Consider the following 23812-nt stretch of genomic DNA (forward strand, 5'->3'; position numbering starts at 1 on the left):
TGGAACAGGTCTGAGCGGGAGGTTCGAAAATGCAGCTGAGCAACATCGCACATGGTCCGGAAATCAGGGACGAAGCGGTCACATTTCGCCTCTGGGCACCGCTCCATCAGCGCGTGACCCTAAAAATCGAAAAGCGCGGACAATGGCAGATGGAGCCATTGGCGGATGAATGGCATCGTGTTGAGGTACCGGGTGCTCGTCCGGGTGATCTTTATAGGTTCGTTCTGCCAGATGGCCTTGAAGTGCCGGACCCGGCATCGCGCTTCCAACCGCATGACGTTCATGGGCCCAGTGAGATCATCGATCCGACCTTCGCATGGCGTGCCGACCCCTGGAACGGCCGCGCCTGGGAGGAAATGGTAATATATGAAACGCATCTCGGAGCCTTTACCGAGGCCGGCACCTTCCTGGGAGCGATCGAAAAGCTGGAGCATCTGCGGCGCCTCGGCATCACCGCGATCCAGCTCATGCCGCTTTCCGATTTTCCCGGACGATACGGCTGGGGCTATGACGGTGTTCTGCCATATGCGCCAGATAGCAGCTACGGTCGGCCCGAGGATTTGCGGGCACTCGTAGACGCGGCGCACGGATGCGGAATCTGCGTGTTTCTCGATGTGGTCTATAATCACTTTGGGCCAGACGGGAACTATCTGCCGCATTATGCGCCGATCTTCAGTGACACACAAGACGCCGTGGGGCCGCGGTCTCAACTTCGACGGCGCCGGCAGTCGTTTCGTCCGGGACTTCGTCATCGAGAATGCACACTATTGGATAAGGGAGTTTCGGATGGATGGCCTGCGGCTTGATGCGGTTCATGCCATCAAGGATAACGGCCATCCGCATATATTGTGCGAACTCGCCGAGCGCGTGCGGGAGGCGGTTCCCGAACGGCCTATCCATCTGATCGTCGAGAATGAAGACAATAATGCCGATCTTCTGGTCCGCGACGCGCAGGGAAGAGCGCGGCAATTCACGGCGCAGTGGAACGACGATATCCATCATGTCCTGTATATTGCCGCGACGGGCGAGACATTCGGCTACTATCGGGATTATGCCGGCGATAGCGCAAAGATTGGTCGCGCCTTGGCGGAAGGATTTGTATTCCAGGGCGAGCACATGCCCTATCGGGGGAAAACGAGGGGAAGGCCCAGCACCGGCTTGCCGCCCACCGCGTTCGTTTCGTTCATCCAGAACCACGATCAGATCGGCAACCGGGCAATGGGCGATCGGATGAACGCGTCTCATCCGATCGAAGCCATAAAGGCAATTGCGGCCGTCTATCTGTTGGCACCGCAAATTCCAATGCTGTTCATGGGCGAGGAATGGGGATCGTCCGATCCCTTTCCATTCTTCTGCGATCTTGATGATGAGTTGAACGAAAGGATAAGAGCGGGAAGGAAAGAAGAACTATCGCGGCTGCCCGGCTTCGATGTGGACGACGCGCTCGATCCGACCTGCGAAAGCACCTTCCGTCAGGCAAAGTTGCAATGGAGTGGAGCAATCCATAACGAGCCGTTCCTCGAATATTATCGACTGCTGCTGTCGCTGAGGAGAAAATGGATCGTGCCATGTCTCGCGGATGCACAGGGCCATTCAGCTAAGTACGATAATGACGGAGGGCCGGTTTGCGTAACGTGGCGAATAGGCCGCTCCGTCCTCCACCTCATGGCCAACCTCTCTGGCGAGGCCGTCGATACGACGGTGCCAAACTGGGAAAAGATTATCCTAAGTCTCGGTGATATCGCGCCTGACAGGGTCGGTCCCTGGGCGGTGCTCTGGAGCCTGGCGCAAGAGTAGGGCAACACATGGTGACGAGGCCGTTGTCGAATGGGCTATTTGGAGTCTAGAGATCGAAGCTCGATCAGAAGAGATTTGACTTTTCATCTCGATCCGCATGCCACGGGCCTGATGGGCCTCCGCGACTTGTTTGTCGGCAATTGGTTTGGCGATCACCGCGAAAGCATCGCCGAACTCCCGCCTGGCAGCTTCAGGCGTTCCCGTGACAAAAAGACGGCCGTATTGAAGCGATCGATCAGGCAGCAGGCGAGTTGCAGGCCGCTTTCTCCATCCAGAAGCTGATCGACCAGGGCGATATCGTCTTGTCTGGCATAGGCCCAATGCCTGCTTGACACCGGACGCCTGTCCAAGGACCGATAGAACTTGAGACCGGCTTCGCCTGAGAGAGGTCCCAAGCCCGTCTTCGGAGCAGCTTCTCGCGGCCACGTCTGTCGAAAACCCGTGGCGTCGCATCTATCAAATGCGCAACGGTCGCAACCCTGAATGACGCTCGGTGACGTCAATGTGTGCTCAGATGTGCTTCTTCCGCCGCCGCAAGGAACTCCGCGCGCGCCTGCTCCGCACCGACCCGGCCGGCGATCGCCCCGCTGCAGGCGTTGCGGGCCCGGATGAAGCGTGAGCCTCGTCTGTCCGGCCAAAGATCGGTGAGGCAGATCATCGCATCGAACGGTCCCGTGACGGTCCGATAGCCTGAAACGCCGAAACCCACTTCGATTGGTCTGCTCCATTTGTCCGTCATGATGTTTCCTCCTTGGAAGGATCGCTCTTGGTGGCGACCACTCTCCCGACCGTTGAGTAAAGAGCCGAATCTCTGAAAATTCAATCGCATTCAGGCTCTGTGCGGATGCGTACGAAGGAACAGCCGTGCCTGACGCTCCGACCACAATGGGTGCCGCCTTGCCGCAATCTATAGCGTCAGTGAAAGCGCATAATGCCAGCCATGCATTCCGCGAGCCTTAATCGCCCAATGGATCAGATAACTGTCGACACTTCCTAGCACATCGTGCCGAACTGGGACGTTCGTCCTCCTCTCAGTCCCCCAGAATATAACAGTTTCAAGGCATTTTTTGCGGGCATGGGCGTGGCTGCAGTTCTTCAGAGCAGCGCTGCGACCGGGCTCATGGCGTCGGGCTTCGCCGCCTCGACGGCCCTGATCCTGATCGGGGTATTGATGCTCCGGCGGGTCGCCAATCCGCAGGTTCACGACCTCGGGCGAGCGGGCTCCGGTTTCATGCTCTGGCATTGCACCAGCTTCTCGATCTGATGACGCAGTATGAAGGGTGGAAGGCTCTTGCCTATGTCCTGGGGGCTATTGCGACGACGCAATCCTCAACATACTGCTTGCCGCCATCTTAACCTGGACGGGCGTATTCCAGTGTTGTCGTTGTCCTCCTCATTGTGTCGCTGGCCTAGCAAAGCGTTGGTCAATCCATACCAGGCACTCGCGCTCCCGCTCGGTGCAAATCGCGGAACCGCGATCAATCCCGTGCTCGAAGGGCAGTCGGGAACGGATCTCTCGGTGAAGCGATTGCCGATTGTAAACTTGATGACACGCGTCGTCGGAGTGACGGTGGGCCCGGTTCTGCTGGAGCCGTCACCGGCTCTCCGGGATGATCAACGACGATAGTGGCCGGGGGGTCGTCTCATCCTGATCGTCGCGCTGTAGCAGTGTGGATGCCCGGCGGTGTTTGCCCGCCGACATTGCTGTTCCCTTGTAGCGCTATGGGCGAACGCAGGCAGGGCGGGCATCCCAAACAATCAACAAGGTAGGAAGCAAATTCCCGTCCAAGAGCTGTTTTTTCGTCTTAGAAAGCTGATGAGCTTACTGAGCCTAACCGTTTGTATGTCTTGACAGCAGCAGGCACAAAATCTAAATTTGAAATAGTTTATCTTCCCCGGCCGGGCTTAAGACCAGGTGCCAACGTTTCCCCCAAACGACGAAAAGCTCCTGGCCTCTTTTCGACGCGATAGACGTCTCGCCAACGGCGTTTTTGACAGAGTTCCTCGCCTGCCCGTCCCGTGCTGACTGCCACCGTCGAACTCCAGGTCTTGGAGCTGTGCACCGAAGTCATGAAGGAAATCTTTTGCTGGAGGAGGCACGGCAGGTGTTCGTGCTGGCAGAAAGCCGGCCTTTTCGTCGCCGACGCCCCATGGCAATTCACTTTGGGGATGACAACTCAGGACACCAAGAAGATCGGGACGAGCGGCTTCAGGAAGGTCGTCGTGCTTGCGAATGCACCATTGGGTCAAAGCCTCAAGCACGACCTACGATCGGCATCGAAAAAACTCTCGTAAAGGTCTGCCATTGCAGCCTCACTTGACGAGCGGTTTGATACGCTGCACTGGCGCTCGCAATGGAATTGTAATCTTCAGGGACGGGGGTTCAACCATATGTCTGATACTGTACGAGGCGGCGGATGTATAAAACGATGGTGCGGCCAGGGGCAATTGTGAGGGACACGGCTGACACCTGGCCTTCCCCAGAGGGGTCCGCCCCGGGCGACGGCGGATCGATCTTAACGCTCGTCCGGCCCAAACGTTCCCGCGCACTGCATCGATACAGCGTTGCGAGCGCTCGGCTTTTTCCCAACTACGACGGCACCGCTTGGGATCGCCGCGGTGCTTTTGCAACCGTAGGGACTCGAAAGAATGTGGCCTTTGCGGTCGTTGAATTCCGTGAATGATGGGTGTAGATAGCATTGGTGCAGGGATCGAATTTCAACGATTTCCGCCTATGGGTCTGCGATCGCAACCAGCGTGATTGATCCGCACACCATGCCGCACAAGCATAACGCCGCCCGCCGTCATCGCATCAGCAAGATGAAGTTCAAGGTGACGAACTGGCGGGAGTATGAAGCAGGCCTTCGCCGTCGCGGCAGTCTAACACTGTGGCTGGATCCACTTCATCGCTGCCGCGCATGCCAGAGATCTCGATCCGGTCGTCTACCCAGATATTCGGGAACCCGATCAATTCGTGGCAGACTTGTTCGAGGTATGCGGCAGGACAATATTTTCGCCGATCTAATTGCTGCCATTTCGCGACTATCGCATTTCCAGAGTCTCCCGTGTCATCTGGGCGCGGAGCGAGCACGTTATAACCTGCGGCACCTCAGGGGACGTGGACGTTCCGTTCCGGCTGAAGCGAGAGGTGACGGATGCCGAAATGCACCTCCAGAATATCGCCGCTCGAATGACCATCTGGCACGACCAAACGGCAGGCCAGCGCGGTTTCGGCGGAACCAGGCGATCAGAAGTAGAGATCGTGGACTGAAACGATCCCGGGGGCGTTCAAGATCGACGTAGACGGAAGTGTTTTAGTGATAATCTGAATCTCCTCTAGGGCATTTGGGGGCGATGTTGGCTGGTGCCTTCATCGCCGATAAGTTCGGCATGGAGGTCGAGACGGCTGAGAAGAGGAAGGGTTTCCGATCGAATTCCGCACCCGTTCGGGGACATCGCGTTGGGTCCCGGCGGGTGCCGCCTCATGTGTCGTCAGCCGCCAACCGACAAGTCGCGTTCATGGGGTCAGAACAAGAGCAGTCCGAAATCGTACGCGGCCTTTATCAACCAAAGACAGCTACGGCCGATTTGATGGTGATGCCGCCGTCCGGACTTCTGCGCATCTGGCGACCGGTGGCAGCGCGGAACACTTGCAACAACTGCAGCGCGGGAGGCACCCGCGACCAAAGGGTTTTCATACTTTCCCTGCCATTTCGGCTTTTTCGCATAGCCTGGCCGGTTACGACACGTTGTGACCAGCGGAAGCCTATTTCATGGAAATACAAATCGGCGAGTTGCGGGCTGATGTGATGAAAGACCTGCGATGGTTCGGCGGACCCGAGCGTTGAACCCTTCAACTGAATTAACGTGGACGGTATCACGGACATATTCGGGGCTGGAGTGGTTGACCGTCTCGTGTGCGGCAAAGCTCTCGCCAATAGCCATGAATGCCTTTGCCTCGTCACTCATCAAATGTGCCTGAAGCTCGACTTGTGGCGCAATCGCACCTACGGCAGCACGCAATGAAAGGCCGGTAACGACAGCGGCGCGAGCATCGCCCGCAGCGGAACCGGGGGTGACATCTGCTGGTCGCTGAACAATCGCCACGACCGGCGTCTTCTGCGTTTTTGCTTGCGCTTTGCGCCCCCTTCCGAGCGATGGAGCATCGGGATACTTTCGTGGCCTGCCACCGAGATAGAAATGGTCAATCTCTACCGTGCCGTCGAGCATGTTCTCGCGCGCCACCATGAGACGCAGAGCATGACCGATCCGCCAGGCCGTGGGTTGGCTTACCCCGAGTATCTCGGCGAGACGGACCGATGACAAGCCTTTGTCCGACTGCAGCAACAGCCACATCGCCTTGAGCCACACGCTCAAGGGAAGTTTCGTGGCGTGCAAGGGCGTATGCGTTGTCACCGTGAACTGGAAACGGCAATCACCGCTGGAGCATCGATAGAGACCCGGCCGCGCACGGCGCTTGCCAGTATCGCGGCCAGCTATCGCGATCGAGCGTTTGTAACCACAGGCGGGGCAGCACCTGCCATTCGGCCATACCATGCTTTCCAGCAAACGACGGCAATGCTCCTCGTCCCGGAACGCGGCGACCATGTCTTCAACTGTCCGAATATTGGAAAGCGTTGCCAGCATCATTTCAGACATAATTACCTCCTTCGGGACTGACCGAAAAATCGCATGGAAAGCACGGCTTCACAACAGATTTGCTGTCTTTGGTTGATAAAGGCCGCGTACGATTTCGGACTGCTCTTGTTCCGACCCCTAAAATGAAGTTCAAAGTGACGAACTGGGCGGAGTATGAGGCGGGCCTTCGCGGCCGTGGCAGTTTAACCCTTTGGATAACACCGGAAGCTCTGGCGGGCTGGGCCGCCCCACGTCGCAAGACGCGCGGTGGTCAACCTCTCTGTTCGGATCTGGCGATCGAAACTACGCTGATACAGGGCATGGTATTCGGATTGCGTTTGCGCCAGAGCGAAGGGCTTTTGAGTTCGGTGCTTGACATGATGGGATTGGATTTGCCTGTGCCCGATCACACGACACTGAGCCGGAGGGCCAGAACCTGGAAGCCATCGACCAGAAGCCGCGACCGGCAGCATGTGGTAGATGGCCCCATTCACGTTCTGGTCGACAGTACCGGGCTGAAGATCTATGGCGCTGGCCAATGGCTGGAAGAAAAGCACGGAGCGAAGTCCCGGCGTGGCTGGCGAAAACTGCACCTGGCTGTTGATGCCGACAGTGGCGAGATCATTGCACATAGTCTGACAGATCAGGAGGCCGGCGACGCCTCGCAGCTTGAGCCGTTGCTGGACCAGATCGACGGCGAGATCGGCCAGTTCACTGCCGATGGAGCTTATGATGGCGAGCCAAGCTATGACGCCGTGCTGGGTCACGGCCCAGGCGCAAAGGTAGTCATCCCGCCGCGCTCGAACGAGTTGAACGGCCCAACGCCCAAGCATCCTGCCAGAGAGACGACCACATAGTCTCCATGCAGATAGATGGCCGGTTGAAATGGCAGACATCCACCGGCTATGGCAAACGAGCTTTGGTTGAAACCGCGATGGGTCGATACAAGGGCGTAATTGGGCCGCGGTTGCATGCCCGTTCATTCTATGCGCAGCAGACAGAAGCTGCGATCGGGGTCACCATACTGAACCGAATGCTCGCCTTCGGACGCCCGAAATCCATTCGTTGCGAGGCATCGACCACTGCAATGAAATAAGCGGCCTATCAAAGGGCGAATTCCGCACAAATGATGATCCACGCACCAATGCGCTCGATCACGATTTACTGAAGCCTGCCATCACATCGTAACCAATAGCGTCTCGCCGCGTTCCTCTGACACAGATTAACGAACCCGGCATGCTGGGTTGGCGGAATAGGTCTTTGACGTGCTGAACATTCTGGTCGTCTTCGCCACGCGGTGCATGTTGGTTGGGCTTTTTCTGCCTTTTAGTGCGTTGGATAAGATCCTCAATTTTGAAAGTGCGGTTGAGCAGGCCAAGGGTGCCGTGCGCAGCGGGACGGTCGCACGCTTGCTCATCTTTGCAGGTCTGGGCGTTGAGATCTTGATGTCCGCCGCCGTTTTGATGGGAGAGTGGGACAGGATGGCGGCGCTGATCCTTGCGGTATACTGCGCCATCACCGCGATCATGTGGAAGCAGTTCTGGAAGACTGCGGATTTCCGGCTCAAGGGAGAGAGCCGCGGTCGCGAAATGTTCTGGGACTTCCTGAAGAATTTTGCCTTGGCCGGTGGCTTCCTGACGCTGGCGTTCGGGCCAAACGCTGCGGGCGTGCAGCAGTTCCTGTCCCATCCGTTGGCCTCGTCCCACCCTTATACGATCGGAGAACGTTAGATGTCCCAAAAGCCTATCGTGCCGTATTGGCATCTTTGGACCGGAGACGACGGCATCAGCCGGCAAGATCTCTGTTCGATAACTGAATTCGACCTCCAGTCGATGAAGCCGCCCGCAGACCCGCAGTGGATCGGAAAGAAAGCCAGCGGCCAGATGACGACGATGATCACAGTTCAACCCGTGGGCTGGGTCGGCACGTGGCATGAAAATCCGAAGCCGCAATGGATCGTTCCTTTGACAGGCCGCTGGTTCGTTGAGGCGATGGACGGCAGCCGCGTCGAGATGGGGCCGGGCGAATTCTCATTCGGTGGCGACCAGAACTGTCGCGAAGTCGATGGCAGGCGCGGGCATCGCTCCGGAACGATCGGCGACGTGCCGGCCGTTCTGATGGTCGTCCAGTACGACGATATCCCGGCACCGCCACCCTGCAAGGGCGTCTGAAAGCGATGGAAGGGTTTGACGTCATCCAACCGCGCTTCGCGCACTATTTGCTGGCCAATACCGGACTTGAGGAATTGGCCGGCGGTTTCCGATGGATCGAAGGACTGGTTTGGTTCGGGGACGCCGACTGTCTGTTGTTTCAGGACCTGCCGCGCGACCGAACCATGCGGTGGATAGAAGGCAACGGCGTGTCGATGTTTCGTTCGCCATCCGGATATGGCAACGGCCAGGCCCGAGATCGCCAGGGTCGCCTCATCGCCTGTTCGCATCGGGAGCGCTGCCTGTTTCGCACCGAACTGGATGGCACCGTCACGCGCCTTGTTGATCGGCATGCCGGCAAGCGCCTCAACGCCCCGAACGATGTCACTGTGAAATCAGACGGCAGCATCTGGTTCACCGACCCGCTCTACGGCATCCAGAACGATTACGAGGGCGGACGCCAAGCCTCCGAGCAGCCGGCCGCAGTCTATACCCTTGATCCCAATTCTGGGTCGATCATGTGTGTTGCGAGCGACTTCGATGGGCCGAACGGCCTGGCCTTTTCTCCCGACGAGCAGCGCCTTTATGTGGCCGAAACTGGCGACCAGACCCTCGACCACCCGAAGCAATATGTTCGTGTGTTCGACGTCAGCCCTGAAGGCACGTTGTCCGGAGGCGATCTGTTTCACAAGATCGAGCCGGGCTATGCGGATGGTCTTTGCGTCGATGAAGACGGCAATGTCTGGTCGAGCGCTGCCGATGGCGTCCACTGTATCTCGCCCGAAGGCGAGTTGCTGGGCAAGGTGCTGGTTCCCCATCGTGTGTCGAACCTCACCTTTGGCGGGCGATTGAAGAACCGGCTGTTCATCGGCGGGTCGCACACCCTCTATGCGATATTCCTCAATCGCCGGGGAGTGGCATGGCCGTGAATGCTGAACGGGGTGAGAGCCTGATCGGACTGCGATCCTTCGCACTGTTGACGCAGGATGCCCGGAGGCTGGCGGATTTCTATCGGCAGGCTTTCGGCTTCGAGATCCTGTCGGTCGCAAGACACGAGGGGGGAAACTTCGAACGCGTTACGAGTGTCGCCTGTGGCGCAACCGTTTTCCAGCTGCGGCTCAGGGAAACGTTGCTTGAGCTGCTGCAGTTTGACGTTCCGGGGCGGCCCTATCCCGAGGACCGATCATCGGCGAATCTGTTCTTTCAGCATTTTGCCATCGTAGTGACCGACATAGACCGAGCCTATCGACAACTGTGTGCTGCCGCTGGTTGGCAGCCGATCTCGATTGCCGGCCCCGTAAAGCTGCCGTCCTCATCCGGAGGCGTCCGCGCCTTCAAATTTCGGGATCCTGACGGACACCCGCTCGAACTTCTCGAGTTTCCACCGGAGACCATGCCAGAACACTGGAAAGCAATGCCGGCCGCGGATCTCTTCCTCGGCATCGATCACTCGGCGATCAGTGTCTCCAGCAGCGAAACGAGTATCGCATTCTATCGGTCGCTCGGATTTCGTGTTTTGGGCGGCATGCTGAACCGGGGGAATGAGCAGGCAGCCCTTGATGGATGCGCTCCGGATGTAAGGGTTCAGGTTACGTCCCTGGCTTTGGGTCCCGAAACGCCTCACCTGGAACTGCTCTGTTATCAGCGCGCGACCCCTCGCAGTCCGATCAGGATTGCAGGCAACGACGTAGCGGCGACCCGTCTTTCTCTCGGCTTCGGCGCGATAGGGGCGTCCCAATGCTTTGTCGATCCCGACGGTCACCGAATCCTTGTCTCGCAGTCTGCAGATCTTGCCGGCAATTTCGCCGCCGAGACCAAGATGTCCGACCTTTCTTCAAAGATAGATAAACCGGAGCAAACATCCTATGACAACTGAAACCGACCAGACTCCAGCTATGACGACCGCGCCGCCTGTTGCACTCCATAAGGTCCTCGCCGGGCAGAAGGCGTTGGTCACGGGTGCAAACTCGGGCATAGGCAAAGGCGTGGCCATCGCGCTTGGTCAAGCTGGCGCAGATGTCGTCGTCAACTATGTTGACGGAGACGATGCCGCGAATGCTGTCGTCGCAGAGATACTGACGTTCGGTGTAAAGGCCTATGCCCACAAGGCCGATGTCTCCTCCGAAGCCGAAGTCGCCGCAATGTTCGGCAAGATGTTCGATCAGTTCGGAACGATCGACATCCTCGTCAGCAATGCTGGCCTGCAAAGGGATGCGCCGTTTCAGGAGATGACCCTCGACAAGTGGAACAAGGTGCTCAGCGTCAACCTCACGGGCCAGTTTTTGTGCGCCCGCGAAGCCGTTCGCGAGTTCCTGCGACGTGGTATCGTGCCGGCGACCTCGAGCGCGGCAGGCAAGATCATTTGCATGAGCTCCGTCCACCAGGAAATTCCCTGGGCCGGCCATGCCAACTACGCGACCTCCAAGGGCGGCATCAGGATGATGATGGAAAGCCTGGCCCAGGAGGTCGCGCCGCATCGGATCCGCGTCAATGCCATCGCGCCCGGCGCGGTCAGGACGCCGATCAACACCTCGGCATGGCAGACGAAGGAAGCCTACGATCAGTTGATGACGCTGGTGCCCTATGGCCGCATCGGCGAGCCCGAAGACATCGCCCGCGCCGCAGTCTGGCTCGCGTCGGACCATTCCGACTACGTCGTCGGCACGACCCTGTTTGTCGATGGCGGCATGACGCTATATCCAGGTTTCGCAACGGGCGGATGACCCACACCAGACGGAGCAGACAATGTCCGACCACTACGACGTGATCATCATCGGCAGCGGCCCTGGCGGGGCAACGCTGGCCCAAAAACTTGCTGCGACCGGCAAGCGCATATTGTTGCTCGAGCGCGGCGATTATCTGCCGCGCTCTCCGGCGAACTGGGATCCGCAAACCGTCTTCGTCGACGGCGCCTATCAATCACCGGAAACCTGGTATGGTCGTGAAGGTCGCGAATTCCATCCGGGTCTTCATTATTATGTCGGCGGCAACTCCAAGGTCTATGGTGCAGCGCTACTTCGGCTGCGCGAGCAGGATTTCGGCGAGATCATCCACAAGGACGGGATCTCGCCGGCGTGGCCAATCGGCTATGACGCATTCGAGCCCTATTACAGCGAGGCGGAGCGGCTGTTTCACGTCCATGGTGAGCGTGGCGAAGACCCGACCGAGCCACCCTCCAGCGAGCCATTCCCATATCCACCTGCTTCCCACGAACCACAGGTCGCCGCCCTCAGCGAAAGCCTGACGAGGGATGGCCTGCATCCCTTTCATCTTCCGCTGGGAATCCTGCTGGACGAGAAGAACGGCAAGGTCACGCCGACCAGCATCTGCATCCGCTGCGATGCGTTCGACGGGTTTCCCTGCCTGCTGAATGGCAAGGCAGACGCACAGGTGATGTGCGTCGACCCGGCCCTCAAGGCATATCCCAACCTGACCTTGCTGACGGGCGCCTATGTTTCCAGACTGGAGACGGACCCAACCGGACGGACGATCACCGATGTTGTCGTAACACGCGAAGGACAGGAAGAGCGATATTCCGCCGACGTCGTCGTCTCGTCGTGTGGCGCACTATCGTCGGCCCTGCTTCTGCTGCGGTCGGCCAACGAACGGCATCCGCGAGGGCTTGCGAACGGGTCGGACCAGGTCGGCCGTAACTACATGCGCCACAATCAGGCGATCCTGATGGCGCTGATGCGCCAGCGCAATGACACAGTCTTCCAGAAGACCCTCGCCGTCAGCGACTATTATTTCGGGGCCCCCGACTGGGAGTTTCCACTCGGCCTGATCCAGATGTGCGCCACGTCGCATGGTGCGCAGATCCGCGGGGAAGCCCTTCCGAGCTGGCTCGAATGGATGCCAAAAATGCCATTCGAGGAAATGGCCCGCCATTCGATGGATTTCTGGTTGTCCAGCGAAGACCTGCCGCAGCCGGAAAACCGGATTTTCTACGATGGCGATCGCGTCGTGCTCGACGTCGAGGAAGGCAACATGGAGGCGCACCATCGGCTGAAGAAGAAGCTGGAGGACATGCTCGGCAAAGCCGGCGCGCATCCGGTGCTGATGGAGCGAAGCCTGTATCTCGGCAAGAACATTCCGATTGGCGGAACGGCCCACCAGGCGGGCACCGCACGGTTCGGAAAGGACCCTGCAACGTCCGTTCTCAACCTCGACTGCAGGGCGCATGAAATCGACAATCTTTATGTGGTCGATGCGAGTTTTTTCCCGTCGATCGGCGCTGTCAATCCGACGCTGACGATCATCGCCAATTCGCTTCGGGTCGCCAACAGTATCCGCGAACGGTTATAGGAGAGCGGCATGGAGCAAACTTCATGACGGATGATCACCTCGCAGCGGAGGCCTCGACCGGAAGGGGCGTCCGAATTGCTACGTTAGGCCAGCCCGCACGTCGCCGTCACGAGCCCCAGCATCAGCACTTCGATACCTTAATTGAGATCGGCCGCATTTTCCGGCGCCAAACAGCGACGTCGAGATACCGAAAGGAAAGGAGTGCGGGTCACGGCGGCATTTTCATAAGTTCGTCGGGCGGCATCATGTTCACATTGAGATTGTGCATGATGAGCATGGAACCGAGCACCACCAGGCCGACGACAAAGACGCCAAAGGCGAGAGCGAGAACATTATTCGTGTCGTCGGGACCGGACGAGATATGCAGAAAGAAAACCAGATGCACCCCCATCTGGGCAATCGCCAGCACTGCCAGCAGCAACGGCACGGCCGGAGCATAGACAAGATCGGTCTCGGCCGCCCAGAATGAGGCAATTGTCAGCAGGAACGCCAGAAAAAGGCCCGCCACGTAATTCTTGATCGCGCCGGTTCCCGTCTTGTGCTCACCGGGCGCTTTTGCCCTTGCCTGGTTTCGGCTGTCGCTATGGTCGACCATCATCTGGCTCCCAGATACACGATTATGAAGACGCCCACCCAGACGATATCGAGCGCGTGCCAGAAGAGACTGAAGCAGAACAGCCGCCTGATGACCATCGGCCGCAGGCCGAGTGTCGCCACCTGCGCCATCATGACGACGAGCCACAACAGACCTGCCGTGACATGAAGTCCGTGGGTCGAGACGAGGGTGAAGAATGCCGACAGGAACGCACTGTGCGTGCGACCCGCACCTTTGGCGACGATATCCATGAACTCCATGACTTCGAGGACAACGAACGCGGTTCCAAGTACAAATGTGCCCATCCCCGACAGATAGATCATCATGCGGCTCCTGATCTCGACGCCGACGGTCATCAATCCGCAGGTGAAACTGGAAAGCAGCAGGCAGGTCGTTTCAATGAAGGTGTGGGTTCGGCTGAACAGCGCCGCGCCGGACGGGCCGCCTGCCGTCGATTGTGAGAGAACCGAATAGGCGGCAAACAGGGCGGCAAAGATGACGATGTCGCTCAGGAGGAACAGCCAGAAACCGAAGCGGACAACAAGGTCTTTCGATGCAGGGCCGCGCTCGGAGAGCGCGACGGTGTCCTGATCGTGTTCGGCAGCAGTGGTCTCGGTCATGCCTGGGCCCCTTCGGCTGCGAGTTCGTCGACCAAAACTTCGATTTCGTTCGACGTCCGCCATGCGAAAACCAGCGACGCACCCAGGATGCCGAGGATGCCGATCACCGCCATCCACCAGATGTGCCAGATCAGCGCAAAGTCCATGATGACGGCGAAGAACGATATCGTGATCCCGATCATGCTGTTCTTCGGGATTTCGATCGCTTCCAACGGTTTGGCTTGCCTCCCAGCGACGTGCTCTTGCTGCTTCATTTTCCAGAAGGCATCGATGCCGTCGACCTCTGGCAACGTCGCGAAGTTCCAGGGCGGGGGCGGAGACGTTGTGGACCATTCAAGCGATCGGCCGTTCCAGGGATCCCCGGTCGTATCACGATTGTCGTTGCGGTCACGGATGCTGACGAAGAGCTGAACGGCCATCAGCACGATGCCGATCAATATCAGGATTGCCCCGGCAAGAGCGATGATCATCAGCGGCTGCCAGGTTGGGTCGTCATAATGCTGCATTCGCCGCGTCGCGCCCATTAGTCCGAGCAGGTACAGCGGCATGAAGGCAAGATAGAAACCGACGAACCAGCATCAGAATGCGGCCTTGCCCAGCCGCTCGTTCAGCGTGAATCCGAAAGCCTTCGGAAACCAGAAATTATAGCCGGCAAAGGCTCCGAACAGAACGCCACCGATAATGACATTGTGAAAATGGGCAACGAGAAACAGGCTGTTGTGAAGGACGAAATCGGCGGGCGGGATGGCCAGCAGCACGCCGCTCCTGCCGCCAATCGTGAAGGTAACCATGAACCCCAATGCCCAGTAGAGCGGGACACTGAAGCGGATGCTGCCACCATAAAGCGTGAACATCCAGTTGAAGATTTTGACGCCCGTCGGCACGGCAATGATCATCGTCATGATGCCGAAAAAGCCGTTGACATCGGCGCCGGCCCCCATCGTGAAGAAATGATGCAGCCACACGAGGAAGGACAGAACGCAGATTGCCATCGTCGCCGCCACCATCGATCGGTAGCCGAAGATCGATTTTCTGGCGAACGTCGAGATCACCTCCGAGAACACGCCGAAAGCCGGCAGAATGAGGATATAGACTTCGGGGTGTCCCCAGGCCCAGATGAGGTCGACATACATCATGGCGTTGCCGCCGAGCTCATTTGTGAAGAAGTGGAAGCCGAGGTACCGGTCCAGCAACAGCATCGCAAACGTGCCCGTCAGGATCGGGAAGGCTGCGATGATGAGCAGGTTGGATGCCAGCGCCGTCCAGCAGAAGATGGGCATGCGCATGTAGCCCATGCCCGGCGCGCGCAACTTCAGGATCGTTGCCGTGAGATTGATGCCGGAAAGCAGCGTGCCGGCACCCGATATCTGCAGCGCCCAGAGGTAATAGTCGACGCCGACGCCCGGCGAATAGGTGACTTCGGACAGCGGCGGATAGACGAGCCACCCGGTCTTGGCAAACTCGCCGATGACCAGCGACATGTTGATCAGCAGCACGCCGGCCGCCGTCAGCCAGAAGCTGACCGAATTGAGCGTCGGAAAGGCGACGTCCCGGACACCGAGCTGCAGGGGCACGACGAAATTCATCAGGCCGATCATGAACGTCATGCCGACGAAGAAGATCATGATCGTCCCATGCGCGGAAAAGATCTGGTTGTAGTGTTCCGGAAGAAGATACCCCTGCGAGCCGTTCGCTGCGAGCGCCAACTGCGTCCTCATCATCATCGCATCGACAAATCCGCGCAGCAGCATCACGAAGGAGAGCATCACATACATGACGCCGATCCGCTTGTGGTCGACGCTGGTGATCCATTCCTGCCAGAGATAGGGCCACCACTGCTTCCACGTGATCAGTCCAAGCAGCGCGGCCGTTGCGACCAGGATCCCTGCCCCGGCAATCAGCGGGATAGGCTGGCCGAGCGGGATAGCGTTCCAATCGAGCTTGCCCAGCATCACTGCATCTCCATGGTGCCAGGTTGCGGAGCGCCGTCATTTTTCGCCTGGTTCCGGCCGCTAGTCAGCCGGACAATGGAATCGAAAAGGCCCTGTTGAATTTTTCCGAATGTCTGGCCAGCGGGGGCCGTGCCGGGTTTGGACAGACTGCCATAAGCGGTCTGGTCGAGCACGCTGTTGTTTTTTCTCGTATTGTCCACCCAGTTCTGGAATTCAGCGGCCCGCATCGATTTGACGACAAATACCATGTCGGAGAAGCCCGAACCGCTGAACTGGGCCGACAGCCCCCGATAGTCCCCAGGCTGATCGGCCTTGAGGTTCAGTTGCGTCACCATGCCCGTCATCGCGTAGATCTGGCTGCCAAGCTGGGGAATGAAAAAGCTGTTCATCACCGTGGCGGAGGTGATTGAGAAATGGATGGGCCGACTGGCTGGAACAACGAGCGTGCTCGTTGTGGCGATTCCCTCGTCCGGATAGACGAAGAGCCATTTCCAGTCGAGGGAGACGACCTGGACGTTCAGGGGTTTTTCGCTCGACTGCAACGGCTTGTAAGGATCGAGATCGTGTGTGCCGATCCAGGTGATGCCGCCGAGGGACATCACGACCAAGGCTGGCACCGACCAAACCACCAACTCGATATGGCCAGAGTAAGTCCAATTCGCGAGATAGCGCGCTTTCGTGTTGCTATCGCGGAACCACCAGGCAAAGCCGATGGTGGCAAGGATCACGGGAATAATCACAGCCAGCATGATCACGGTCGCATCAAAGAGAATCTTTGCTTCTGCCGCCGCGACCGGGCCTTGCGGCGCAAGGATTCCATTGTTCCACACGCTAAATCGCTCCTGACCCGCGGACCGCGAGTGTTCACATACCGCCTCTTCGAACTATGCCGGAGGACGCCAGTTTCAAGGTCTCCTTGGTTTAAACAAGACGGTAATTGGCAGGAACCATCAGTCCATATCTAAGTTGTTCAGGACTACTGGCCTTAACCGATTCCGGTAAGTTCGAGATACGAAGACCGCGACAAAGCCATCGCATTCATAGACGGGGCACCTCATGGCTACGGGACAACCTAAACCCTACAAACGTATGGCCGCCTTCATCGCCGTCGCCCTCGTCATTGCTTGTGGCCTGGCTATATGGTTCTCTCTAAAAGTTCATCCCGGTGAGCCGGTAAGCCCAGCCGCGACGAGTGCTCCGGCGGGTTAAACATCGCCTCTGAGAGCCGGATGAACAGTGGCGCGACCAAAACAGCCGGGTTCTTCAAAAAGGACTGCCAACGGCGCATGTATGGCAGGCGATAGTGGCCGCGATCAAACTCGGCCGGTGTGGCGGCTGCCATCTGGATTGCCGCGGATGGCTGTGCGCGTGTCTAGCCCGATGGGCATCGTCGCACTTCTGGATATTTCGCGATCTGCTGAACGCTGAACTCGTCCCTATGAGCCTGGAGTTCTGGCTAATAATGCAGATCGCGATGATTTGCGGCTTTGCGATGGCCTATCCCGATAACTGGTGGCTGATCCGTGTGGTATCAAGGAGCAGATGTAGGTCGCTTCCATCGACGGCGCTGCCGTTCTGGAAGTATTTGTTCAGGGTTCTGCGGCGACCCGATTGGAGCGCTGGTGAACCGGGCCGTTGTAGTGGACCAGATTGTAGGCGCTGTTGATCAGCGCAAGGTGCGAAAAGGCCTGCGGGAAATTACCTAGCTGCCGATTATTCGGCATGTCGTATTCCTCTGACAGCAGTCCGACATCATTGGCAAGCGATAGCAGCGTCTCAAACAGCGTCCTTGCTTCGTCATATCGACGTTGCAGAACGTAATTGTCGACCAGCCAGAAACTGCAGGCGAGAAATGCCCCTTCACCCGGCGGCAGACCGTCGGAACCAGCCCCGGTATCGTAGCGCATGACGAGGCCGTCATGGACAAGGTCCTGTTCGACTGCTGCCAGCGTCTTGATCACGCGCGGATCGTCTGGCGGAAGAAATCCCACCATCGGGATGAGGAGAAGACTGGCGTCGAGGATTTCGGAGCCATAGGACTGCACGAAGGATTGCTTTTTTTCGCTAAACCCCTGTTCGCAGACCTGCGCATGGATCTCGTCGCGCAACGTTCGCCATTCCGCAAGCGGCCCTTCCATGCCAAATTCTTCCATCATCCTGACAGCGCGGTCGATCGCGACCCATGCCATCACCTTGGAGTGGACGAACTGCCGGCGGCCACCGCGGACCTCCCAAATGCCGTCGTCAGGTTCGCTCCATATGGTCGCCAGGTGTTGGACGAGCGAGCGGGCCACGGGCCATGTCGCGTCGCGCTCTGGCATCCCGGCTTTTTTGGCAACGTAGATCGCGTCCAGCACCTCGCCATAGACGTCGAGCTGTATCTGGCCTGCGGCGGCATTGCCGATATGAACCGGCTGCGAGCCCTCATAGCCGGCCAACCACGGTGCCTCATACTCGGCAAGGCGTCGCTCGCCGCCGATGCCATACATGATCTGCAGATCATCCGGATCGCCGGCCACGGCCCGCAGCAGCCAGTCCCGCCATTGCTCGGCCTCGTCGAGAAAACCTGCGCCGATCAATGCATAGAGCGTGAAAGTCGCATCCCGCAGCCAGCAGAAGCGGTAGTCCCAGTTTCGCGGGCCACCGATTTTCTCCGGTAGGCTCGTGGTCGCCGCTGCGACGATGCCGCCGGTCTCGAGACTGCTGAGACCCTTGAGTGTGAGCAGAGACCGCAGAACCGGGGCGGTCCACTCCTTCAAAGGCTTGTAGGCGCTTGCCCATTCGGACCAGAAGGCTTCTGCCTGTTGGAGCGCCTGCAGGCCGGGCAGTTTGCTGGGGATCGGTTTGAAAGAGGGTGTCCAGCTCATCGTGAAGCAAAACTCTGCGCCGGTCGCGACGTCGAACGAGGCGACAGTGGTCATGTCCTCGCCTTCCATCGGCATCGGCGCGTCGAACATGATCCTGTTGGGGCCGGCGATGAACTGGGTCCGTCCGTCGTCGCTCTTCGAGACCCAAGGAACGACACTTCCATATTCGAATCGGACGACAACCTCTGTCCGCATGGCAACCCTGCCGAGGAGGCCACGGACGATGCGCGTCAGGTCCGATACACTGTCTCTCGTCGTCATCAGATCTATGACGCAGGCAACGCCTGTTTCCGTCTCGAAAACCGTTTCCAGGACCAGGGTGTCGCCGCGGTAGCGGCGGGTGACGCTGTATTTTTCATTGTCCGGAGCGAGCACCCATCGGCCGTTTTGACCATCGCCCAGCAGGGCCGCGAAGCAGGCGGCACTGTCGAAACGCGGCAGTCCCAGCCAGTCGATCGAACCATTCTTGCCAACAAGTGCCATCGTCTCGCAATTGCCAATGACGGCATAATCTTCGATGCGCATGATTTTTCTTTCGCCTGTATGTTTCTCGTCGCTGTCGGCCCCGGCTATGCGGTGAGAGATTATTGGGCGCCCGTGGTTAATCCGGGGTTGCACTTCTTCGTTGCCGGCCTTCCGTTTATGCACGTTCCGCGATCCTGAGCGTCGGCTTGACGGCTTCGAGCTCGGCGCGTGCCAGCGCCTCTTGCGAGTGGCGGAAGGCACTGTCGCGATAGCTGGGTTGGAGGAGTCTGGCCAAGATGGCAAAGACCTTCTGCAGCCTCAGGCCGACCTCGACGAAGGCCGCGCTATCGCGCGCGATCGGTGTAAAGAGATCGTCGAACAGTTCGTCCAGATCGATCGCCGGAACATAGATTTTCGGAAAAAGCACATCACACTCAACCTCCTGCTCGAAAGCCTCAAGCCGAATTCCAACGATGATCTAAAAGACAATGTTGATCGCTGTGACACTGTATGGCTTGACGACAATGGCCAAATCGATCGTGCCCGAGGCATTTGACACCTTTAGGGACTCCTCGCGAAGCCGAGACGTCTGTTTGAGCCTCTCGACGATCTCCCCGCTCAGATACTCGGGTGATCCCAGCTCCTCCCAGTGTGCCCTCGGATTGCAGCGAGTTGCGTCAATGACTCTAACGCTAGCGTCCTTCGCAAGATTTGGACCCCTCATCGTCAGATGAACTTCTTCGTCGCCTATAGGATGCTGAGGCAGAGCAAAATTCGAGATCAAGACGGTGATCGAAGAACTCGCGCGTGTGACCCAAATGTCGACAGTATCGTGTTCGCCAACAACCTCGAGGATTTCGTTGCCAAGAGCATGCAACAATTCGAACGCCCGATATGCCGGCTTCGGAATGCCGTGGATATTCATTAGGCCGAACCCGCCGTGGAACGGTATCGACGGGAAGTAATTCTCCTCGAAAATATCAGAGAAGGTCCAATAACTGTAACCCTGGACCAGGCCACGAGCCTCCATGACCGTCTTGGCGATGAAGGCTGCAGCATAGGGTTCGTCATGCATGTGATCGCGAGGATTGGAAGAAGTGCACCACTCCGTGTAGTAAAGGGGCCGGTCGCCGGCCTGCTTGCGCGCCGTTTGCGCTTCGTCCCGTAACGCACTTCTTGTGCTCATCGCAAGCTGAGTGACGGTGTCGTCGCCGGGCTTGCCGAAAGAATCTGTCGGATAATGGTGAGTACTGATGAAGTCGAGCGGCTGGCCGTTTTCGATTGAAAACTGGATCGTGTCCTCTATCCAGGCATTTGCTGCAGTTGCAGGGCCGCCGACCTTGAGGTCACGGTCGACGGATTTTATCGCTGCTGCTGTTTTCGAATAGAGTTTGAAATACTCATCCTGTTTGGCATCGCCGAACGCGTTTAGGTTTGGCTCGTTCCAGACCTCAAAGAACCACTCTCGAACTTCCGCAATTCCGTACCTGTCGACCCAATGTCCAACGATCTTTTTGATCAAAGTCGCCCACAGCTCATAGTCTTTCGGCGGGCTGACATTGGCTCGGTATCGAAAGATTGTCTGGTCCGTAGAGGCCAGCATCGACGGCATGAAGCTTAGTTCCACAAATGGCCGCATGCCGATGGACACTAGGAAATCGAAAATCTGGTCTGTGTTGAAAAATGAGTAAAGCGGCTGGTCGTTCTGATCGATCATTGTCCCCATGTCGTCGTCGAGGATACCATGGAAGCGGACATGTCGGAAACCCAACTCCGCGTGCGCAAGACTCAGTTGTTGTTGCCAGTCCGCACGAAGTGCCAGGGTCGCATGACCGCTACCAACAGTGTGTTCCCAAAAATGCGCAAACTCCGCGCCGGAAGCGTGGAGATCGCATGAAAAGGCAATGGGCATTAAAATTCCGATCGGGAGAGAGTTGCGGCAGGTCCGCTCATGGAAACCCGATCCAGGCTCGGTTTGTTTCATCATCACGTCAAATTGAAACAGTGGGACCTTCAAGCCGCATGTCCGCGATGGTCCCACAGGTCTAGTTTCGACCGGATTTTCAACGCCAGGAGTGTTGAGTTTCAGCTAGATTTGCGCCACTTTTTCATTTCGCGTTGTACCAACTAATTGCATTTATGGTGTTGATCGAAAACATTTTCTTGCAGCGTGGGCGGATCCGTCCGAGATGAAAAAGTGGGTCAAATTCGCGCGATAATCAACAGCTTAGAGTTCATCCCGAAAGATCGGGAGCTGTTTTTGACTCTTGCTCAAATTGAGGTTGAGTGGCGGGAAGTCTTATGATTCCAGACGATTGTCGACGCCAATCTGGAACTCTGATGTGGACGCCCGCTACCCGAGCAATCAGACAAAATATTTCCGGTTTCAAGGTTTTCGCGAAGGTCTCGACCAGCGATAAATGGTTGGACTTGCGCCCATGATCGAGCGAAAACGCCGATTGAAGGTTGATAAATCATTGAACCCGGCATCATAGGCGATGGTGGAAACGGATTCGTCCGACCGGCGGAGCCTCACTGCGGCTCGCCGGAGACGCTCCGCCAGAATGAATTGATGCGGCGTTATGCCGACAACTGCCCGAAACGTGCGCAGAAAATGGTACGGACTCATCGCGGCACCGCGCGCCAGATCCGCCAATGCAATCAGCTCATCCGCCCCGGCTTCAATATGCCGGAGCGTTTCGGCAATACGGCGCTCATCGCGCCGGCTCGGCATGGCGGTCTTTCCGACAGGCGCAAGCTTTGTCGCAACCATGGCCGCGAGGCGCAAGGCGAGCTCTTCAAATTCCAGATTGTCCCGCGCCGTTTCCACCGCTGCGATGAGGGAGAGCAGTGTCGTTGAGGGCGGCAATCGGGGCAGGGTGAAGGCAAGCCGACGCGTGCCGGGGACTGCCGCGAGAATGTTTTCGAAATAATCAGGCGCAAAATGGAAGGAGAGGCAGCGGTCGCCGAAACCATGCTGGTGCCCGCATTCGAAGCACGTCCCCTCATTGCCAAGGAGCAGCGCGCCCGGCGCCAGCGTCGCCGTTCCTTGTGCCGCGCGATAGCGGAAATTGCCCCGCGTGACCGCCGCAATGCAGACGGAGCCATGCCGCTCCTCGAAGGGGCGGTCGCCCGGACCGGCCGTGCAGATAATGTCACTCACCGTCCAGCCTTGACCGGACGCCAGCAATTGAGAACTCGTCGTCATGCCCGATATTTTAGCAATTTTTCCCAAGCGGCGGCAAGGGTCCGGGAGTTAGAAAGCAAGCATTCGCAATGGAGCAATACCATGAACCAACCCTCTGCCTCTCTCGCCGATTTTCTATTGTCAGACGGCCCCGCGCCCGATCGCGCCGACAAAATGGACCTTTATGGCTGGCTCATCGGCAACTGGGAGATGGACGCCGCCATTCACGCCGAAAATGGCGAAATACATAAAGGCCGCGGCAAAATCCGCTTCGGCTGGGCGCTGGAAGGGCGCGCGATTCAGGATGTCTGGATTCTGCCCGGCTTCTTTTATGGAACCACTTTGCGCATCTACGACCCCGGTATCGATGCCTGGCACATTATCTGGAGCGATCCTTTACGGCAAAACTATACACGCCAGATCGGCCGCGCGCGGGGATCGGATATTGTTCAATTGGGCAAGGCCGACAGCGGAGCCGCGATGCGATGGAGCTTTACCGATATTACGAACGATTCCTTCCGATGGCTCGGCGAGCGCTCGTTCGACGGCGAAGCGACGTGGGTTTTGCAAACCGAGATGCTGGGCCGCCGTCTGACACACTAAACTCGGGAGAATTCCATGTTCGATCACATTTCCATCGGCGTTCGCGATATCGGGCGCACCAAACGTTTTTATGACGCCGTGTTCGCGCCCTTAGGCTACACCTGCCTTAGCGAGGATGCCACCTCGCTCGGTTACGGGCGCGAGGCCGTCGCCTTCTGGATTGGCGAGACGGAACGCCCCGTGCCGGAGGATGACAAGTCCAACTTGCACCTCTGCCTTACCGCGCCCACCCGCGAGAGCGTGGAAACTTTTCATGCGGCGGGAATGCGCGAGGGCGGACGCGATAATGGTGCGCCTGGCCTGCGTACGGCCTATGCGCCAGACTGGGGGAGCATGAGGATTTGTGGGGCGGGCTGGAACGACGTATGTCGTCGTTGAATTTTGACGGGACTGGCGGATGTGAAAAGGGCAAAACGGGCAGCGACGAAAACCGCCGGAGAGGCGGCAGCCTCGGAGGATGAGATTTTCATCCTGCAATTCCGCATCTGGCTGAAGGACGTGAGCCCGATGCTGTGGCGTAGGGTTCAGGTTTTCTCGACGATGACGCTACGCGAGTTTCATGGCGTCATTCAGGTCGCGATGGGATGGGAAGGCATACACCTCTACCAGTTCGTCATGCACACGGTGCGGTAC

The 23812-nt window shown here is 58.1% G+C and carries 21 protein-coding genes and 5 pseudogenes; 14 read left to right on the top strand and 12 right to left on the bottom strand.

What is annotated here, in order from left to right:
• The first annotated feature begins 29 nt into the window (after positions 1 to 29).
• Positions 30 to 1797 (top strand): annotated as a pseudogene (gene treZ / locus AB4Z52_RS22015) (malto-oligosyltrehalose trehalohydrolase).
• 152 nt (positions 1798 to 1949) lie between these two features.
• Here the strand turns inward: treZ and AB4Z52_RS22020 are convergent.
• Positions 1950 to 2132, bottom strand: coding sequence for a hypothetical protein (locus AB4Z52_RS22020; protein ID WP_442220023.1), 183 nt, complete (start codon positions 2130 to 2132; stop codon positions 1950 to 1952).
• 164 nt (positions 2133 to 2296) lie between these two features.
• On the bottom strand, positions 2297 to 2539 hold the full coding sequence (locus AB4Z52_RS22025; RefSeq protein WP_442220049.1) for a DUF982 domain-containing protein: 243 nt from the start codon (positions 2537 to 2539) through the stop codon (positions 2297 to 2299).
• Between the two features lie 339 nt (positions 2540 to 2878).
• Here AB4Z52_RS22025 and AB4Z52_RS22030 point away from each other — a divergent pair, with 339 nt between their 5' ends.
• Entirely contained in the window at positions 2879 to 3061 is a 183-nt protein-coding gene (locus tag AB4Z52_RS22030) for a hypothetical protein (RefSeq protein ID WP_442220024.1), read from the top strand.
• A 1511-nt stretch (positions 3062 to 4572) separates the two neighbouring features.
• Positions 4573 to 4755 (top strand): annotated as a pseudogene (locus AB4Z52_RS22035) (IS5/IS1182 family transposase); the annotation flags it as partial.
• Positions 4756 to 5360: 605 nt separating this feature from the next.
• On the opposite strand, the pseudogene AB4Z52_RS22040 reads toward AB4Z52_RS22035, so the two are convergent.
• A pseudogene (locus AB4Z52_RS22040) lies at positions 5361 to 6456 on the bottom strand (IS1595 family transposase).
• A gap of 122 nt (positions 6457 to 6578) precedes the next feature.
• Between AB4Z52_RS22040 and AB4Z52_RS22045 the strand changes: the two are divergent.
• From AB4Z52_RS22045 to AB4Z52_RS22075, 7 genes and pseudogenes are all read left to right on the top strand, one after another.
• Positions 6579 to 7531: pseudogene (locus tag AB4Z52_RS22045) on the top strand (IS5 family transposase).
• Positions 7532 to 7700: 169 nt separating this feature from the next.
• Positions 7701 to 8165 (top strand): DoxX family protein, encoded by a 465-nt coding sequence (locus tag AB4Z52_RS22050; protein WP_442220025.1) that lies wholly within the window; start codon positions 7701 to 7703, stop codon positions 8163 to 8165.
• Positions 8166 to 8606, top strand: coding sequence for a cupin domain-containing protein (locus AB4Z52_RS22055; RefSeq protein WP_442220026.1), 441 nt, complete (start codon positions 8166 to 8168; stop codon positions 8604 to 8606). It abuts the gene before it with no gap.
• Between the two features lie 5 nt (positions 8607 to 8611).
• Positions 8612 to 9514: an SMP-30/gluconolactonase/LRE family protein gene (locus AB4Z52_RS22060; RefSeq protein WP_442220027.1), complete on the top strand. Its 903-nt coding sequence runs from the start codon at positions 8612 to 8614 to the stop codon at positions 9512 to 9514.
• On the top strand, positions 9505 to 10461 hold the full coding sequence (locus AB4Z52_RS22065) for a VOC family protein (RefSeq protein ID WP_442220028.1): 957 nt from the start codon (positions 9505 to 9507) through the stop codon (positions 10459 to 10461). The genes AB4Z52_RS22060 and AB4Z52_RS22065 overlap by 10 nt, the downstream gene beginning before the upstream one ends.
• Positions 10451 to 11308 carry an SDR family oxidoreductase gene (locus AB4Z52_RS22070; RefSeq protein ID WP_442220029.1) on the top strand — a complete coding sequence of 286 codons (858 nt, stop codon included), beginning with the start codon at positions 10451 to 10453 and terminating at the stop codon, positions 11306 to 11308. Before AB4Z52_RS22065 ends, AB4Z52_RS22070 begins: the two co-directional genes overlap by 11 nt.
• Positions 11309 to 11330: 22 nt before the next feature.
• Positions 11331 to 12890: a GMC oxidoreductase gene (locus AB4Z52_RS22075; protein WP_442220030.1), complete on the top strand. Its 1560-nt coding sequence runs from the start codon at positions 11331 to 11333 to the stop codon at positions 12888 to 12890.
• A 208-nt stretch (positions 12891 to 13098) separates the two neighbouring features.
• On the opposite strand, the gene cyoD is transcribed toward AB4Z52_RS22075, so the two are convergent.
• The 5 genes and pseudogenes from cyoD to AB4Z52_RS22100 form a co-directional block, all read right to left on the bottom strand.
• On the bottom strand, positions 13099 to 13485 hold the full coding sequence (cyoD, locus tag AB4Z52_RS22080; RefSeq protein ID WP_442220031.1) for a cytochrome o ubiquinol oxidase subunit IV: 387 nt from the start codon (positions 13483 to 13485) through the stop codon (positions 13099 to 13101).
• On the bottom strand, positions 13485 to 14105 hold the full coding sequence (locus AB4Z52_RS22085) for a cytochrome c oxidase subunit 3 (RefSeq protein WP_442220032.1): 621 nt from the start codon (positions 14103 to 14105) through the stop codon (positions 13485 to 13487). Before AB4Z52_RS22085 ends, cyoD begins: the two co-directional genes overlap by 1 nt.
• Positions 14102 to 16057: pseudogene (cyoB, locus tag AB4Z52_RS22090) on the bottom strand (cytochrome o ubiquinol oxidase subunit I). Before cyoB ends, AB4Z52_RS22085 begins: the two are co-directional and overlap by 4 nt.
• A complete protein-coding gene (gene cyoA / locus AB4Z52_RS22095) occupies positions 16057 to 16887 on the bottom strand; it encodes a ubiquinol oxidase subunit II (RefSeq protein WP_442220033.1) in 831 nt (276 codons plus the stop codon). Before cyoA ends, cyoB begins: the two are co-directional and overlap by 1 nt.
• Before the next feature lie 305 nt (positions 16888 to 17192).
• The gene (locus AB4Z52_RS22100; RefSeq protein ID WP_442220051.1) at positions 17193 to 17399 is read right to left on the bottom strand and encodes a hypothetical protein; all 207 of its coding nucleotides are present in this window, start codon (positions 17397 to 17399) and stop codon (positions 17193 to 17195) included.
• On the opposite strand from AB4Z52_RS22100, the gene AB4Z52_RS22105 reads away from it, so the two are divergent.
• The gene (locus AB4Z52_RS22105; protein WP_442220034.1) at positions 17361 to 17723 is read left to right on the top strand and encodes a DUF4396 domain-containing protein; all 363 of its coding nucleotides are present in this window, start codon (positions 17361 to 17363) and stop codon (positions 17721 to 17723) included. The two genes, AB4Z52_RS22100 and AB4Z52_RS22105, sit on opposite strands and share 39 nt — an antisense overlap.
• Here the strand turns inward: AB4Z52_RS22105 and AB4Z52_RS22110 are convergent.
• The 4 genes from AB4Z52_RS22110 to AB4Z52_RS22125 form a co-directional block, all read right to left on the bottom strand.
• Positions 17647 to 19449 carry a glycoside hydrolase family 15 protein gene (locus AB4Z52_RS22110; protein WP_442220035.1) on the bottom strand — a complete coding sequence of 601 codons (1803 nt, stop codon included), beginning with the start codon at positions 19447 to 19449 and terminating at the stop codon, positions 17647 to 17649. The two genes, AB4Z52_RS22105 and AB4Z52_RS22110, sit on opposite strands and share 77 nt — an antisense overlap.
• A 115-nt stretch (positions 19450 to 19564) precedes the next feature.
• Positions 19565 to 19816, bottom strand: coding sequence for a hypothetical protein (locus AB4Z52_RS22115; protein ID WP_442220036.1), 252 nt, complete (start codon positions 19814 to 19816; stop codon positions 19565 to 19567).
• Positions 19817 to 19867: 51 nt separating this feature from the next.
• Positions 19868 to 21301: a GH39 family glycosyl hydrolase gene (locus tag AB4Z52_RS22120; protein ID WP_442220037.1), complete on the bottom strand. Its 1434-nt coding sequence runs from the start codon at positions 21299 to 21301 to the stop codon at positions 19868 to 19870.
• 474 nt (positions 21302 to 21775) lie between these two features.
• Positions 21776 to 22597 (bottom strand): helix-turn-helix domain-containing protein, encoded by an 822-nt coding sequence (locus tag AB4Z52_RS22125; protein WP_442220038.1) that lies wholly within the window; start codon positions 22595 to 22597, stop codon positions 21776 to 21778.
• A gap of 81 nt (positions 22598 to 22678) precedes the next feature.
• Between AB4Z52_RS22125 and AB4Z52_RS22130 the strand changes: the two genes are divergently transcribed.
• From AB4Z52_RS22130 to AB4Z52_RS22140, 3 genes are all read left to right on the top strand, one after another.
• The gene (locus AB4Z52_RS22130; protein ID WP_442220039.1) at positions 22679 to 23179 is read left to right on the top strand and encodes a hypothetical protein; all 501 of its coding nucleotides are present in this window, start codon (positions 22679 to 22681) and stop codon (positions 23177 to 23179) included.
• Between the two features lie 15 nt (positions 23180 to 23194).
• Entirely contained in the window at positions 23195 to 23557 is a 363-nt protein-coding gene (locus AB4Z52_RS22135) for a VOC family protein (RefSeq protein WP_442220040.1), read from the top strand.
• 21 nt (positions 23558 to 23578) lie between these two features.
• Positions 23579 to 23812, top strand: a 234-nt coding sequence (locus AB4Z52_RS22140) for an IS1096 element passenger TnpR family protein (protein WP_442220041.1), incomplete at its 3' end; no start/stop codon positions are given.

Origin of the sequence: Rhizobium sp. 2YAF20 (assembly GCF_052114685.1) — a bacterium.
Taxonomy (GTDB): Bacteria; Pseudomonadota; Alphaproteobacteria; order Rhizobiales; family Rhizobiaceae; genus Rhizobium.

Bases quoted from the DNA above. Each gene is read 5' to 3' on its own strand.
- AB4Z52_RS22135 (WP_442220040.1), top strand. From the start codon at position 23,195: ATGTTCGATCACATTTCCATCGGCGTTCGCGATATCGGGCGCACCAAA.
- AB4Z52_RS22065 (WP_442220028.1), top strand. From the start codon at position 9,505: ATGGCCGTGAATGCTGAACGGGGTGAGAGCCTGATCGGACTGCGATCC.
- AB4Z52_RS22110 (WP_442220035.1), bottom strand. From the start codon at position 19,449: ATGCGCATCGAAGATTATGCCGTCATTGGCAATTGCGAGACGATGGCA.
- AB4Z52_RS22125 (WP_442220038.1), bottom strand. From the start codon at position 22,597: ATGACGACGAGTTCTCAATTGCTGGCGTCCGGTCAAGGCTGGACGGTG.
- AB4Z52_RS22070 (WP_442220029.1), top strand. From the start codon at position 10,451: ATGACAACTGAAACCGACCAGACTCCAGCTATGACGACCGCGCCGCCT.
- AB4Z52_RS22085 (WP_442220032.1), bottom strand. From the start codon at position 14,105: ATGACCGAGACCACTGCTGCCGAACACGATCAGGACACCGTCGCGCTC.
- AB4Z52_RS22100 (WP_442220051.1), bottom strand. From the start codon at position 17,399: ATGGCAGCCGCCACACCGGCCGAGTTTGATCGCGGCCACTATCGCCTG.
- AB4Z52_RS22130 (WP_442220039.1), top strand. From the start codon at position 22,679: ATGAACCAACCCTCTGCCTCTCTCGCCGATTTTCTATTGTCAGACGGC.
- cyoD (WP_442220031.1), bottom strand. From the start codon at position 13,485: ATGGTCGACCATAGCGACAGCCGAAACCAGGCAAGGGCAAAAGCGCCC.
- AB4Z52_RS22055 (WP_442220026.1), top strand. From the start codon at position 8,166: ATGTCCCAAAAGCCTATCGTGCCGTATTGGCATCTTTGGACCGGAGAC.
- AB4Z52_RS22120 (WP_442220037.1), bottom strand. From the start codon at position 21,301: ATGCCCATTGCCTTTTCATGCGATCTCCACGCTTCCGGCGCGGAGTTT.
- AB4Z52_RS22060 (WP_442220027.1), top strand. From the start codon at position 8,612: ATGGAAGGGTTTGACGTCATCCAACCGCGCTTCGCGCACTATTTGCTG.
- AB4Z52_RS22075 (WP_442220030.1), top strand. From the start codon at position 11,331: ATGTCCGACCACTACGACGTGATCATCATCGGCAGCGGCCCTGGCGGG.